Here is a 14,931-nt window from a genome sequence, read left to right as displayed (position 1 = left end):
TCTCCGAACGCGCAGTATCGAACGAGGGCGATTCGCGGAACTGTGCGCAGGGCTGCAACCATACGGGAAGCTCCCGTATTAGCACCAAAGCATTTTCGCTGGACACTCTTCCGAAAACTCATTCGGTCCGCAAACATCACTTAAAATTTAGACCATAGCTGTCCCGGAGAAATATAAGAGGGATAAAAATCATGCGGATCAGGAAGCACATAAATCACAATATTTCCTTAGGATCTGAATTATACGTTACGGAAATAATTGGAACAGTCGACATATATGGATTAGTAACGACTCTATCCTTATCAATCTACACCATCCTAAGCTACTTTCTTGCATCGTCTGATGCGCGCCATAGCGAAATCGACCTGCCCAACCAAGCCGCCTTCTTCGACCGTCTGGCAGCCGCCGTCACCGACTTACCGATCCCACTGGGATACGCGCTCTCCGAAGGCAACGTCTTCACCCATGACGGCTTTTATTTTCTGTCCTATTGCCTGCCGATTGCCTTGCCGGTTTTCCTGGCCGCATGGTTGTTTCGCCGGCTGTCCGATTTCAACGGACCGATCCCGAAGGCAGTCACGGACCGCCTCTTCATCTGGCCGGTCGTCTTCACCATCGCGTGCCTTCCGTCCTTTCCGGTGATGACGCAGGACATCTGGTTCTCCGCGCTGTGGGGCGGGGAGATTCTCCAGCGCCTCAATCCCTACTATGTTCCCTTCACGCTGGCGCAGGCCGCCGCCTTTCCTTTCGACGAGGTGCCGGCGATGATGACCTACGGCCCGCTCTGGGCGGTCATTTCGGCCGGCGTCATGGCTCTCAGCGGCGGAAATGTCTGGTTGACCGGACTTCTGTTCAAGCTGGTCCTGGCCGTCGCCTGGATCGGCGGATTGACCATCGTCCGACAGATCGGCCGGACCCATGACGAGGCAACCGCCGCCGCCGGTATCGTCGCCTTCGGCTGGCTGCCTGTCGGCCACATCTACACGGCCGGCGAAGGACACAACGACATGGCCATGGTCGTCTTCATGATGCTGTGGCTGATGCGCCTGCCCTCCGGCGACCGTGCCGGCCCGCTGGCGCTGGCCGCATCGGCTGCCTGCAAATACACCAGCGCCGTCCTGGTCTCGGTCGATCTGCTCTACCGCTTCCGGAAATCCGGACGCACGCCCCTCAAAAGCCGGATCCTCGACTACATCCTGCGCGGAATGCCGGCCGCAGCCTTCTTCCTGGCCGTCCTTTTCCTCTTCTACCGCTCGCCGACCTTCTTCGACGGGGTCCGCGGCATGTCCGGCTGGCAGTGGCTGCAGCCGGTGGACGTGGTCCGGGTGGCGGAGCGGCTGCTGGGCATGGACCTCGCCCCCCTGCGCTGGCTGGTGCGCAGCGCCTTCGCCGGTTTCGCCCTGTGGACCCTGTCCATGCTGTACCGGCGGCCGACCACGGAAAATACCTGGAGGGCGGCCACCGCGGTAATGGCCGCAGTGGTGTTCAGCGTAGCGACCCACCTGTGGCCCTGGTTCATGCTGTGGATCCTGGCGTTGGCCGCCCTTGTGCCGTCCTGGTGGTTCTCGCGCTGGATTTTCTGCGTCGCGGCGCTGGCCCCCTTTTCCCTCGCCCCCTTCTGGCGCTACGAAAAAGGGTTCGATCCCTTCTACACCAAGACGCTGCCAGCCCTGCCCCTCTATCTGGGAGCAACGCTCCTCATGGTCTGGATGCTCGACCGCAAGGAACGGGCCGCGGTCGCCGTCTGGGCGGCATCGCTGCCGAAACGCCTGCGGATCCTCCATCCGCGCCGGTCGTGAGGGAGCGCCAGATGCCACCCAGCCCGGCCGAAACCTTCTCCACGGCAAACCGGATCACGGCTCCGCCCATCCTGGGGAGCGATCAAATGCCCACGCCACCTCCTCCGCCGGCTCCTCAGCCGGCCCGGGACAGAAGCCTGGACGTCATCCGCGTCACCGCCCTCGTCTTCATGGTGGCGGCCCATTGGGGCCGCAACATTCCGGATAGCTACCATCTCGTCAACATTCTGCAATTCGTCTTCGAGTTGGCGCCGGTGATGTTCTTCTTTGCTTTCGGAATGACTCTCGACAACTTCCTGAGAAAGCCGCTGGGCAAACGGATCGAAGGTCACCTGAAGCTGTTCATCCTGGCGGCAATCCACGGCCTCTACACGGCGGGGAATCCGTTCACCTGCGACTTTTTCATGTTCCTCTTCGCCGCACGGCTACTGTTCGACATCCACGCCAGGATCGGCGCCGCCAACCGGGCGTTCATCGCCCTCTTCCTTTGCGCGTTGTGCGGCGCCTGGGTCGTCCTCCCTCTTCCCTACGTCTACGACCTGTTCGTGTCGCCCTTCCCAGGCTGGTTCCCCGTGTTTCCCTGGATCCTTTTCGTCGCGGCCGGGCGGATGTTCGCTCGCCACCGGGACTCCCTCCGCACTGCCGCCATCGCCCTGCCGGGGCTGTCGATGGCGCTGTTCGACAGCCTGATCCTCGGGCACAAGCTGTCGAAATGGCCGTTGTCGCCCGACTATGCGCTGCTGTTCGCCAGCGCGACCGCCCTGGCGATCCTCGTTCTCGACCGGATCCGTTGGCCGGCTTTCCTGCCCTGGCGGATCGTGGATTTGCTGTCGGGCAATCTGCTGCTGGCGACGGCACTGCATTACATCGCCGTCGCCACGGTGAACACGGCGCATGACACGCTGTCGCCGGTCCTGTCGGGATCGGTTCCCGCCGCCTATCTGCCGGCGGCAGTCACCCTGGAATATGTCGCGATGGCCGGCATCGCCCTCCTTATCCTGATCGCGCTGGTCCATGCGACCTTGGCAGTGGGTGCATGGCTGGAGGGGCGCGGCGTCCTCGGCATCGCCGAAGCACTGCTTCCGACGATCGCGCTGGTCGGCATCGCGCTCTACGCCGCCATACTCCACATCGACAAGGACATGCGCGACGCTGGGCTGCCCTTCCTCTGCACCGTGGCCTTCCTGATGGTCAAGAAGCGTGAATAGGGGGAGGGGAGGGGAAGACGCCAGCGTCGCAATGCACCTCAGTTCGGCGTGATCGCCACCTTCAGCACGCCGTCGCGCTGGTGGCCGAACAACTCGTAGGCCTCCTCGATCCGCTCCAGCGGGAAGCGGTGGGTGACCAGCGGCTTGAGGTCGACGCGGCCGGAGGCGACGACGCCCATCAGCCGGCGCATCCGTTCCTTGCCGCCGGGGCAGAGCGAGGTGACGATGGTAAGGTCGCCGAGACCGGCGGCGAACGGCCCCAGCGGCAGGCGCAAATCGCCGGAATAGACGCCGAGGCTGGACAGCGTGCCGCCCGGCCGCAACACGCGCAGCGCCGCCTCGAAGGTCGCCTGGGTGCCCAGCGCCTCGATGGCGACATCGACGCCGCGGCCGTCGGTCAGCCGCATGATTTCCTCGACAGGATCGGCTTGGCGGAAATCCACCGCATGGTCGGCCCCCATCCGCCGCGCCATCTCCAGCCGCACCGGCACGGTGTCGACGGCGATGATGGTGGTGGCGCCTTTCAACCTGGCGCCTGCGGTGGCGCACAGGCCGATGGGGCCTTGCGCGAAGACCGCGACCGTGTCGCCGATGCGGATGTTGCCGCGCTCCGCCCCGGCGAAGCCGGTGGACATGATGTCGGGGCACATCAGCACCTCCTCGTCGATCAGCCCGTCGGGAACCGGGGCGAGGTTGACCATCGCGTCCGGGACCAGCAGGTATTCGGCCTGGGAGCCGTCGATGCTGTTGCCGAAGCGCCAGCCGCCGAGCGGCTTCCAGCCATGCCGGGTGCCGGCGCCGTCCTGGGAATGGCAGCCGCACAGGCAGGCGTTGCTGTGGCCGCTGGGGGTGATGGCCCCGGCGATCACCCGCTGCCCCTCCCGGTAGCCGGTGACGGCGGAGCCCAGCTTCTCGATGACGCCGACCGGCTCATGGCCGATGGTCAGACCACGGGCGACCGGATATTCGCCCTTCAGGATGTGGATGTCGGTGCCGCAGATCGTCGTCGTGGTGATGCGGATCAGCGCGTCGAGCGGCCCGACGTCGGGGATCGGCTTGTCGTCCAGCACGATGCGGCCCGGTTCGACGAACACCGCCGCTTTCATCATGACCATGGCGTCCTCCCAGTATGGTGGCCGCCGGTCGGGGGGCTGTTTGGCGTGACTTCGCAAACGGCCCGCGGCCGGCGCTGTGCTTCACGCCGGCCAGTCTACGCGGCAGGGAGGACCTTCGCATTGACGCAGATTGGCCGGTCGCGGGAAATCGCCCTCCCCTTGCGGCCCGGTTCGACGAACACCGCCGCTTTCATCATGACCATGGCGTCCTCCCAGTATGGTGGCCGCCGGTCGGGGGGCTGTTTGGCGTGACTTCGCAAACGGCCCGCGGCCGGCGCTGTGCTTCACGCCGGCCAGTCTACGCGGCAGGGAGGACCTTCGCATTGACGCAGATTGGCCGGTCGCGGGAAATCGCCCTCCCCTGTGCCGGCGCGGCCTGTTTTTCAGCAGACGGCGGGACCGTCGCCCGCGGGCGACGCCGCCTGGCAGCAGGGAAAGCGCAGGGTCGCCTTCACCCCGCGCTCCGGCCTCGGCTCGATATCGAGGCTGCCGCGCAGTTGCAGGGCAAGCAGCCGCATGATCCGGCCGCCCAGCCCGGTCCCCTGCGGCCGCTCGGACAGCATGCCCACGCCGTCGTCGCAGACGCGCAGCACGCACCCGCTTGCCTCCTTGCAGAAGCTCAGCTCGATGCGGCCGGCACGGCCATCGGGAAAGGCGTATTTCAGCGCGTTGGTGATCAGTTCGTTGGCGATGGTGCCGACCGCCACCGCGACGCTCATGTCGAGATCGGCATCGTCCACCTCGGCGATGACCGCCACCGGCCTGACCCCGACGACGCCGAGCTGGATATCCTCCACCAGGCTTTCCAGGAAATCCTTCGAACTGACGATGTTGACGCCCTCCACCCGGCGCAGCCGGACATAGACGCGGGCCAGCACGCCGATCCGCTCGATGGTGCCGCTGACGATGTCCTGTTCCGCCCCCGCCCCCGCCCCCGCCTTGTGGGCGGCGAGCGTCAGCTGGGCGCAGATCTGTTGCAGGTCGTTGCGGATCCGATGATGAATCTCGTGCAGCATGAGATCCTTTTCCTCATTGGCGGCGGCAAGCCGGTCCGAATATTCGCGCAGCCGCTCGTTCGCCCGGCGCAGGGCATGGGCACCGCCGGCGATGCCGAAACCCACACCCAAATAAATGAGGAAGGCCAAGCGGTCGCCCGGCTCGGCGACCCACAGCATTCCCTCCGGCTTCATGAAGAGCCAAGCCGCACACAGACCCGACAGCGCCGCCGCCAGATAGCCCGACCCGCGGTCGAACAGCAGGGCGACGACAAAGATGGTCGGGATGAAGAGCAGGAACGGGTATTTGAACAGCAGCGGATCGAGCGCATGGCGCACCAGCGCCGTCAGCCCGACCAGCAGCAGCGTGATCCCGTACTGTGCCCAAGCGGCGCGTGGGAGGCTGGACGACAGCCGGCGATAAAATTCTTCCATGCCCCGTGCCCTGCTCCGAACGCCGCAACGGAACGGTAACAGCCGGCATGTGAAATCGGATGACCCGGGTATGCACACAATCATGTGACGAATTGCGTCCAGGCTGTGGTCGGCCATCTCGGCGGGGGAGTCTTTCGGGGGAGCCGGCCTTGGCCGCCGGACCCGCACCCCCATCTGCAAGGCCAATCCCGAAAAACCGGAGGATCGTGATGCGCAGCACCCTGACCCTGTCGGACACCGCTCCAATCGCCGCTCTCATTGCCGCCCTCGCCATTCCGCTCGCGCCGGCGCAGGCACAACAGGGGCAAGGACAGGCGCAGGCGGGCAATGCCCAGACGGTGAAGACCGTCCGCACCAGCGCCGGACCGGTGGCGGTCAGCCGCGTCGCCGACGGGCTGGAGCGGCCCTGGGGCATCGATTTCCTCCCCGACGGCCGGGCGCTGGTGACGGAAAAGCCGGGGCGGCTGCGCATCATGGCGCGCGACGGCTCGCTGTCCTCCCCGCTGGCCGGCACGCCCAAGGTCTTCAACCAGGGCCAGGGCGGGTTGATGGACGTGGCCGTCGATCCCGACTTCGCCCGCAACCGTGTCATCTACCTCGCCTATGCCGAGCCGGGGGACGGCGGCACCGCAGGCACGGCGCTGGGGCGCGGCACGCTGGGCGAGCGCGGCATCGAGGATTTCAAGATCATCTTCCGCCAGTCGCCCAAGGTGGACGGCGGCAACCATTTCGGCACCCGCATCGCCTTCGCGCCCGACGGCCACATCTTCCTGACGCTGGGCGAGCGCTACAAGTTCGATCCGGCGCAGACCCGCGACAACACGCTGGGCAAGGTGGTCCGGCTGAACCGCGACGGCTCGGCTCCGAAGGACAATCCGTTCGCCGGTGAGGGGACGACGGCGGGCGCCGTCTGGTCCTACGGCCACCGCAACATCGAGGCGGCGGCCATCGACCCGCGCAGCGGAGCGCTGTGGATCGCCGAGATGGGTCCGATGGGCGGCGACGAGCTGAACCGGCCGGAAGCCGGCAGGAATTACGGCTGGCCGCTGGTCAGCTGGGGCAAACATTACGACGGCCGCGACATCCCCGACCCGCCGACCCGCAAGGAGTTCACCGACGCGGTGATCCACTGGACGCCGGTGATCTCGCCGTCGGGCATGGCCTTCTACACCGGCGGACTGTTCCGCGACTGGCAGGGCAGTGCCCTGATCGGCGGCCTCAGCGCCAAGGGGCTGGTGCGCGTCGCCATCGATGGCACAGGGGCGAGGGAGGTCGAGCGCATTCCGCTCGACGCGCGCATCCGCGATGTGGCACAGGGTCCCGACGACGCCCTCTATGTCATCACCGATGCCGCGGACGGCGCGGTCTTGCGGCTGGCGCCAGTGAAATGACCGCCTGGAAATGACCGCCTGAAGGACGGGCCGAAAGATGGGCCAGGAAATGGGCCAGGGAATAGGACAGATGAGGATCAGGGATTACCGGCCGTCGGACGCGCCCATCCTGGCGCAGCTTTACGCCCGCTCCGTCCGCGGCATCGGCCCGCGCTTCTACAGCGCCGAGCAGGTGGAGGCCTGGGCCGCCCGGGCGCCGACGGTGGAGCGGGTGCGGGAAGCCTATGGCGACGGCCGCGTCGCCCTGGTCGCGGTGGACGGGGACGACCGGCCGGTGGCCTTCAGCGACGTCGAGACCGACGGCCACATCAACTTCCTCTATTGCGCGCCGGAGGCGGCCGGCCGCGGCGTGATGTCGGCGCTGGTCGACGTGCTGGAGGCGCGTGCCCTGGCGCTCGGCCACCCCCGCCTGCATGTGGAGGCGAGCGAGGCCGCCCGCCCCTTCCTGCTGCGCCGCGGCTTCACCCTGCTGGAACGCCGGGACCTCAAAATCGGCGATGTGCCGATCCACAATTACGCCATGGAGAAATGGCTGGTCCCGGCGGCGCGCCTCAACCGGGCGTGAGGACCAGGGCGCCGGTGGTGCCCCGCCCCTCCAGCGCGCGATGGGCCTCCGCCGCGGCATCGAGCGGCAGGCAGGTCACCGGACCGGCGCTGAGGCCGGCGGCGACACGGGCCAGCACCTCCCCGGCGGCGGCGCGGTAGGTGGCTGGATCGGCCATGTAGGCGAACACGCTGGGCCGGGCGAGGCAGAGCGAGCGGCGCGGTCCCAGTTCGGACAATTCGACCGGGGCGACCGGCCCGCCGGCCTGACCGACGCTGGCCACGGTGCCGAACAGCCGCACCGCGTCGAAGGTCCGGCGCAGCGTGTCGCCGCCGATGCCGTCCACCGCGACATCGGCGCCGCGCCCGCCGGTCAGGTCGCGGACGGCGGCGACGAAATCCTCGTCCCGATACAGGATCGCATGGTCGAGCCCATGGACGCGGGCGGTTTCCGCCTTGGCGGCGCTGCCGACCGTGCCGATGACGGTGGCGCCCAGGCTCTTCGCCCATTGGGTCAGCAGAAGGCCAAGACCGCCGGCGGCGGCATGCACCAGGATCGTGCTCCCCGGCCCGACCGGGCAGACCCGGTTGAGCAGCATGTGAACGGTGACGCCGCGCAGCAGCAGCGACGCGGCGGCCACCGGCTCGACGCCATCGGGCAGGCGCACCGCACGGTCGGCGGCCAGCAGGCGCGCCTCGGCATAACCGCCGGCGGGCAGCCCGGCCCAGGCGACGCGGTCGCCGACGGCAAGCCCCTCCACCCCCGGTCCGACCGCCTCCACCATGCCGGCCCCCTCGACCCCGAGCGTCGCGGGATAGGCCGGCAGCGGATAGAGGCCGGTGCGGTGGTAGATGTCGACGAAATTGACCCCGGCGGCGGCATGGCGCAGGCGGATCTCGCCCTCGCGCGGGGCCGGCAGGTCGATGAGGGTGGGCTGCATCACCTCGGCGCCGCCCGGCCCGGCCATCTGGATTGAGCGGATCATATCGGCTGTCTCCGTTGATCGTTGCGATGGAGCGGAGGCTAATCTGTGGCGCAGCGCGCCGAAATTCGGCAAAGTCGCCCAACTCCTGGGTGTTTTTGCGCAGAGATGCGGTGACCGATGGAACGAGCCGATGAATTGGGATGACCTGCGCGTCTTCCTCGCGCTGGCGGACAGCGGCAGCCTGTCGGCGACGGCACGGAGGCTGGGGGTGGACCATTCCACCGTCGCCCGCCGGGTGGCGGCGCTGGAAGCCGACCTCGGCGTGCGCCTGTTCGACCGGCTGCCGCGCGGCTATGCCCCGACCGCGGAAGCGGAGGAGTTCGCGGTCCTGGCCCGCCGGGTGGAGGACGGGGTGCTGGCGGTGGAGCGCCATGCCCGCGGCCAGCCGGGCGAGCCGGCCGGTGTGGTGCGCCTGTCGGCACCGCCGGCCTTCTCCAGCAGTTTCCTCGCCCCGCGGCTGGCCGGCCTGCGGCGGACGCTGCCCAAGCTGGTGGTGGAGCTGGTCGGCGACGTCCGTGCGGTCAGCCTGACCCGGCGGGAGGCCGACCTCGCGCTGCGCCTGCAACGGCCGGAGGACGATGGGCTGGTCGCCCGCCGGATTGGCGCCATGGGCTACGGGCTCTATGCGACGCGGGATTATCTCGCCGGCCGCGACGAGGCCGATTGGGAATTCATCGGCTATGACGACAGCATGGACCATGTGCCGCAGCAGCGCTGGCTACGGCAGGTGGCCGGCCGCCGCCCCTTCGTCTTTCGCGCCAACGATCTGATGAGTCTGCGCGCCGCCGCTGCGGCCGGCATCGGCATCGCCGCGATTCCGCATTTCCTGGGTCGGATGGATGCAGTCCTGGTCCAGGCGGTACCGGCCGCGGGCCTTCCGCCGCCGCAGCCGCGCGAGCTGTGGCTGCTGGTGCACAACGATCTCCGGCGGTCGGCACGGGTGCGCGCGGTGATGGACGCCCTGGTGTCGATCATCGCCGCCGAGCGGTCGCTGCTGGAGGATTGATGACTTTATCGTCGTTGCTGCGATGCAATCACGGTCGATGCCATCGGCGGTACCGAAAAATTTTTACGCGAACCGTGGCCTCGGCGGGAGAAACGAGGGAACAGATCGGCAAGTCACTCCGTTAATTCAGCAGCATCGAAGAGCAGTGCTCTTGCAGCCTGACCATCTGAATATGGAGGAAACGCATGCCTATCCTGCTCTGGCTTCTGGGCGTTCCCGGAATTATCGTGATCCTGCTCTGGATGACGGGCATCATCGGCTTCTGACCTTCCGATTGAACGAGTTCGTTCCACCAAGGCCTCCGCCGGCATCGCTGCGGAGGCCTTTGGTTTTTCCGGCGCCCTGCATCGGGCGGTGGGCAACAGCAGGTCATTTCGACACTCATGGAAATATCGTTGACACCCTGCGCTCCAGCTGTCATTTCGATAATTGTCGAATCATCGAATCTATGGGTGTCGGCATGGAAAAGAAGGATGTCCTGGCCGGGCTGGCGGCGCTGGCACAGGAAACGCGGTTGGACATCTTCCGCCTGCTGGTGGAGGCCGGACCGGAAGGCCGCGCCGCCGGATCGATTGCGGAGGCGCTGGCGGTCGCGCCGGCCACCCTGTCCTTCCACCTGTCGGCGCTGACCAATGCCGGGCTGATCCTGCAGCGGCGGGAGAGCCGGTCGCTGATCTATTCGGCCGATTTCGAGCGGATGACCGGGATCGTCGGCTTCCTGTCGGAGAACTGCTGCGGCCGGTCGGCCAATGCCGGCACCTGCATCCCGGTCTGCGCGCCGACGCCGGAAGCGGCCAATACCGAAAAGACCGCAAGCCCTCGCTGCGGCTGCTGACATCCGAAAACGGAGCGAAGAATGGCCGAGAACCGCGTCTACAACGTACTGTTCCTCTGCACGCACAACAGCGCCCGCAGCGTCATGGCGGAATGCCTGCTGAACCGGGAGGGCAAGGGCCGCTTCCGCGGCTTCAGCGCCGGCAGCCAGCCGTCCGGGCGCATCAACCCCACCGTCCGCGACCTGCTGGAGCGGCTGGTCTTTCCGACGGCTGACCTTCGGTCGAAGAGCTGGGACGAGTTCGCCCTGCCCGGCGCCCCCCACATGGATTTCATCGTCACCGTCTGCGACAACGCCGCGGGGGAGGTCTGCCCGGTGTGGCCGGGGCAGCCGATCAGCGCCCATTGGGGCTTTCCCGACCCGTCCGGCGCCGAAGGAACCGACGCCGAGAAGGCCGCCTTCACCGCCACGGTGTTCGGGCAGATCGAACGCCGTATCCGGTCCTTCGCCAGCCTGCCCATCGCGTCGCTGGACCGCATGGCGCTGAAGCGCCGGATGGACGACTTGGCTCAGGCGAAATCCTGACGGGGGGCAAGTCCATGACCGCTGACATCCAATCCGCCCCGGCAGCGCGTCCCGCCATGGGGACCTTCGAGCGCTATCTCAGCCTTTGGGTGGCGCTGTGCATCGTCGCCGGCATCGCGCTCGGCCATCTGGTGCCCGGCCTGTTCAAGGCGATTGCCGCGGCCGAGATCGCCCAGGTCAATCTGCCGGTCGCCCTGCTGATCTGGCTGATGATCGTGCCGATGCTGTTGAAGATCGACCTCGGCGCGCTGGGGCAGGTCAAGGAACATTGGCGCGGCATCGGCGTGACGCTGTTCATCAACTGGGCGGTCAAGCCCTTCTCGATGACGTTGCTCGGCACGCTTTTCATCGGCCATCTGTTCGCCCCGCTGCTGCCGCAGGAGCAGATCTCCTCCTACATCGCCGGGCTGATCCTGCTGGCCGCCGCCCCCTGCACCGCCATGGTGTTCGTCTGGTCCAACCTGTGCGACGGCGAACCGCACTACACACTGAGTCAGGTGGCGCTGAACGACCTGATCATGGTGTTCGCCTTTGCGCCGCTGGTCGGTCTGCTGCTGGGGGTGGCGTCGATCACCGTTCCGTGGGGGACGCTGCTGGTGTCGGTGCTGCTCTACATCGTCATCCCGGTGGTGGCCGCCCAGCTCTGGCGGCGCAGCCTGCTGGCGACCGGCAGCGAGCCGGCGCTGGCGCGCGTGCTCGGCCGCATCCAGCCGATGTCGCTACTGGCGCTGCTGACCACGCTGGTGTTGCTGTTCGGCTTCCAGGGCGAGCAGATCCTGGCGCAGCCGCTGGTGATCCTGCTGCTGGCGGTGCCGATCCTGATCCAGGTCTATTTCAATGCCGGCCTCGCCTATTGGCTGTCGCGCCGATTCGGGGTGGCGTGGTGCGTGGCGGCGCCGGCCGCGCTGATCGGCGCCTCCAACTTCTTCGAACTGGCAGTGGCGGCGGCCATCAGCCTGTTCGGGCTCGGCTCCGGAGCGGCGCTCGCCACCGTGGTCGGGGTGCTGGTCGAGGTCCCGGTGATGCTGTCGGTGGTGCGCATCGTCAAGGCAACCAAGCCCTGGTACGAAGAACAGGCGGGGGCGTGACCTCCGCCATTTCATGGGCTTTTTCTGCGCATGATTGAGACGGCTCCGGCGCAACGCTATCATGTAGTGAAACTACATTTCTATTAAGGCAGTTTTATACCAGAATATGTGGGGAAATGGCGTCCCTCCTGCCAGGACGCTCCCCTATCCGCTTGGAATGACATGATCCAGATCAAATCTCACGGCAAGTGGTAGGACCACTCTTGCGCCGTCGCCGGGCAGGATGTAGGTTTCCTACATATCGCATGGAACCGAGAGATTCGGGGGTTCCGGGCCGGGAAACCGGCCCTTTGGCGACACCCGACGGGAGACGCCCGATCATGGTCACGACCGTTAAAACCCTTTCCGACCTGAACGCCCTGATTGCGCGGGTTAAGGCGGCGCAGGCGCGCTTCGCCGACTATTCGCAGGAGAAGGTCGACCTGATCTTCCGCAGCGCGGCTCTGGCCGCCGCCAACGCCCGCATCCCGCTCGCCAAGATGGCGGTGGCGGAGACCGGCATGGGCGTCATGGAAGACAAGGTCATCAAGAACCACTTCGCCGCCGAATACATCTACAACAAGTACAAGGACGACAAGACCTGCGGCGTCCTGTCCGAGGACAACGACGCCGGCATCCTCACCATCGCCGAGCCGGTCGGCCTGATCTGCGGCATCGTCCCCACCACAAACCCGACCTCCACCGCCATCTTCAAGGCGCTGATCGCGCTGAAGACCCGCAACGGGCTGGTCCTCTCCCCCCATCCCCGCGCCCGCAAATCGACCTGCGAGGCCGCCCGCCTCGTGCTCGCCGCCGCGGTGGAGGCCGGCGCGCCCGACGACATCATCGGCTGGATCGACGAGCCCTCGCTCGAACTCTCCAACGCCGTCATGCACCACCCCGACATCGCCCTGATCCTCGCCACCGGCGGGCCGGGCATGGTCAAGGCCGCCTATTCGTCGGGCAAGCCCGCCATCGGCGTCGGCGCCGGCAACACGCCGGCCGTCATCGACGAGTTCGCCGACATCAAGCGCGCGGTGGCCTCCATCCTGATGTCCAAGACCTTCGACAATGGCGTGGTCTGCGCGTCCGAACAGTCGGCGGTGGTGGTCGAGGCCGTCTATGACGCCGTGCGCGACCGCTTCGCCCATCATGGCGGCTACATCCTGTCGCCGCGCGAGGCCGACGCCGTGCGCAAGGTCCTGCTGACCGACGGCCATCTCAATGCCGACATCGTCGGCCAGCCCGCCCACGCCATCGCCGCCATGGCCGGGCTGAATGTGCCGCTCGCCACCAAGGTGCTGATCGCCGAAGTCACCGACGTGGACGACAGCGAACCCTTCGCCCATGAGAAGCTGTCGCCGACCCTGGCGCTCTACCGCGCCAAGGACTTCGCCGAGGCCTGCGACAAGGCCGCAGCCCTGGTGGCGCTTGGCGGCATCGGCCACACCTCGGCGCTCTACACCGACCAGGACCGGCAGGCCGACCGCATCCGCCATTTCGGCGACAAGATGAAGACCGCCCGCATCCTGATCAACACGCCGTCGTCCCATGGCGGCATCGGCGACCTTTACAACTTCCGCCTCGCACCCTCGCTGACGCTGGGCTGCGGCTCGTGGGGCGGCAACTCGATCTCGGAGAATGTCGGGCCGCAGCACCTGATCAACAAGAAGACGGTGGCCAAGCGGGCCGAGAACATGCTGTGGCACAAGCTGCCCAAGTCGATCTATTTCCGCCGCGGCTGCCTGCCCTTCGCGCTGGAGGAGCTGCGCGGCAGGAAGCGCTGCCTGATCGTCACCGACCGCTTCCTGTTCGAGAACGGCCATGTCAACGACAGCGTCCGCGTGCTGAAATCGCTGGGGCTGGAGGTCGAGACCTTCTTCGAGGTTTCGGCCGACCCGACGCTGGCGGTGGTGCGCAAGGGCGTGGCGCTGGCGAATGCCTTCCAGCCCGACGTGATCCTGGCGCTGGGCGGCGGCTCGCCGATGGACGCGGCCAAGATCATCTGGGTGATGTACGAGGCGCCCGAGGTGGCGTTCGAGGATCTGGCGCTGCGCTTCATGGACATCCGCAAGCGCATCTACACCTTTCCCAAGCTCGGCGTGAAGGCGCAGCTGGTGGCGGTGCCGACCACGTCCGGCACCGGCTCGGAAGTGACGCCGTTTGCCGTGGTGACCGACGAGCGCACCGGGACCAAATATCCGATCGCCGACTATGAGCTGACGCCGAGCATGGCGATCGTCGACGCCAACCTCGTGATGGACATGCCCAAAAGCCTGACGGCGGCGGGCGGCATCGACGCGGTGACCCATGCGCTGGAGGCCTATGTCTCGGTGGTGGCGAACGAGTATTCCGATGGGCAGGCGTTGCAGGCGCTGAAGCTCTTGAAGGAGCATCTGCCCTCGGCCTACCGCAACGGGGCGCAGGATCCGAAGGCGCGGGAGCTGGTGCACAATGCGGCGACGCTGGCCGGCATCGCGTTTGCCAACGCCTTCCTGGGGGTGTGCCATTCGATGGCGCACAAGCTGGGTGCGGAGTTCCACATCCCGCACGGCATCGCCAACGCGCTGCTGATCGCCAACGTGATCCGCTACAACGCGGCGGACATCCCGACCAAGCAGACGGCGTTCAGCCAGTATGACCGTCCGAAGGGCGTGGCGCGCTATGCGCAGATTGCCCGTCATCTGGAGCTGGGCGGCAGCCGCGACCATGAGCGGGTCGAGAAGCTGATCGGCTGGGTGGAGGAGTTGAAGCGGGCGCTGGAGATCCCGGCCTCGATCCAGGCGGCGGGGGTGCCGGAGGCGGCCTTCCTGGCGCGGGTCGATGCGATTGCCGAAGCCGCCTTCGACGACCAGTGCACCGGCGCCAACCCGCGCTATCCGCTGGTCGCCGAGATCCGGCAGCTGCTGATCGACAGCTACTATGGGCGCGCCTATGTCGAGCCATCGGCCCAGGACGCCGCACCGGTCGAGGTCAAGCCCGCCGGCAAGTCCGCCGCCCGCAAGGACGCGGCGCTCGCCAAGTAA

12 protein-coding genes are annotated in these 14,931 nt (G+C 67.0%); 9 read left to right on the top strand and 3 right to left on the bottom strand.

Going from position 1 to position 14,931, the window contains the following annotated elements; translation table 11 throughout:
* Window positions 1-191 precede the first annotated feature (191 nt).
* Window positions 192-1,799: a hypothetical protein gene (locus ABNQ40_RS16065; protein WP_391347210.1), complete on the top strand. Its 1,608-nt coding sequence runs from the start codon at window positions 192-194 to the stop codon at window positions 1,797-1,799.
* A gap of 86 nt (window positions 1,800-1,885) precedes the next feature.
* Window positions 1,886-3,007 carry a hypothetical protein gene (locus ABNQ40_RS16060; protein ID WP_391347207.1) on the top strand — a complete coding sequence of 374 codons (1,122 nt, stop codon included), beginning with the start codon at window positions 1,886-1,888 and terminating at the stop codon, window positions 3,005-3,007.
* Between the two features lie 38 nt (window positions 3,008-3,045).
* Here ABNQ40_RS16060 and ABNQ40_RS16055 read toward each other — a convergent pair whose 3' ends face one another.
* Together ABNQ40_RS16055 and ABNQ40_RS16050 are read right to left on the bottom strand one after the other, a co-directional pair.
* Entirely contained in the window at window positions 3,046-4,122 is a 1,077-nt protein-coding gene (locus ABNQ40_RS16055) for an NAD(P)-dependent alcohol dehydrogenase (RefSeq protein WP_391347205.1), read from the bottom strand.
* A gap of 383 nt (window positions 4,123-4,505) precedes the next feature.
* On the bottom strand, window positions 4,506-5,552 hold the full coding sequence (locus ABNQ40_RS16050; RefSeq protein ID WP_391347202.1) for a sensor histidine kinase: 1,047 nt from the start codon (window positions 5,550-5,552) through the stop codon (window positions 4,506-4,508).
* A gap of 209 nt (window positions 5,553-5,761) precedes the next feature.
* Here ABNQ40_RS16050 and ABNQ40_RS16045 point away from each other — a divergent pair, with 209 nt between their 5' ends.
* Together ABNQ40_RS16045 and ABNQ40_RS16040 are read left to right on the top strand one after the other, a co-directional pair.
* On the top strand, window positions 5,762-6,943 hold the full coding sequence (locus tag ABNQ40_RS16045) for a PQQ-dependent sugar dehydrogenase (protein ID WP_391347200.1): 1,182 nt from the start codon (window positions 5,762-5,764) through the stop codon (window positions 6,941-6,943).
* 70 nt (window positions 6,944-7,013) lie between these two features.
* Window positions 7,014-7,508, top strand: a complete 495-nt coding sequence (locus ABNQ40_RS16040; RefSeq protein ID WP_109051532.1) for a GNAT family N-acetyltransferase — start codon at window positions 7,014-7,016, stop codon at window positions 7,506-7,508.
* Here ABNQ40_RS16040 and ABNQ40_RS16035 read toward each other — a convergent pair.
* Entirely contained in the window at window positions 7,495-8,472 is a 978-nt protein-coding gene (locus ABNQ40_RS16035; RefSeq protein ID WP_109051533.1) for a quinone oxidoreductase, read from the bottom strand. The genes ABNQ40_RS16040 and ABNQ40_RS16035 overlap by 14 nt on opposite strands.
* 130 nt (window positions 8,473-8,602) lie before the next feature.
* On the opposite strand from ABNQ40_RS16035, the gene ABNQ40_RS16030 reads away from it, so the two are divergent.
* From ABNQ40_RS16030 to adhE, 5 genes are all read left to right on the top strand, one after another.
* On the top strand, window positions 8,603-9,478 hold the full coding sequence (locus ABNQ40_RS16030) for a LysR family transcriptional regulator (RefSeq protein ID WP_109051534.1): 876 nt from the start codon (window positions 8,603-8,605) through the stop codon (window positions 9,476-9,478).
* A gap of 460 nt (window positions 9,479-9,938) precedes the next feature.
* Complete coding sequence (locus tag ABNQ40_RS16025) at window positions 9,939-10,313, top strand: helix-turn-helix transcriptional regulator (protein ID WP_109491148.1); 375 nt, start codon at window positions 9,939-9,941, stop codon at window positions 10,311-10,313.
* Between the two features lie 21 nt (window positions 10,314-10,334).
* The gene (locus ABNQ40_RS16020; protein ID WP_109051535.1) at window positions 10,335-10,838 is read left to right on the top strand and encodes an arsenate reductase ArsC; all 504 of its coding nucleotides are present in this window, start codon (window positions 10,335-10,337) and stop codon (window positions 10,836-10,838) included.
* A gap of 14 nt (window positions 10,839-10,852) precedes the next feature.
* Entirely contained in the window at window positions 10,853-11,926 is a 1,074-nt protein-coding gene (gene arsB, locus ABNQ40_RS16015) for an ACR3 family arsenite efflux transporter (RefSeq protein ID WP_247879996.1), read from the top strand.
* A gap of 320 nt (window positions 11,927-12,246) precedes the next feature.
* A complete protein-coding gene (gene adhE, locus ABNQ40_RS16010) occupies window positions 12,247-14,931 on the top strand; it encodes a bifunctional acetaldehyde-CoA/alcohol dehydrogenase (protein WP_391347194.1) in 2,685 nt (894 codons plus the stop codon).

It is taken from the genome of Azospirillum sp. A23 (assembly GCF_042938965.1).
Lineage (GTDB): Bacteria > Pseudomonadota > Alphaproteobacteria > Azospirillales > Azospirillaceae > Azospirillum > Azospirillum melinis.
The sequence above is the reverse complement of the archived record's forward strand: the minus strand, read 5'-3'. Positions and strand labels throughout refer to the sequence as shown.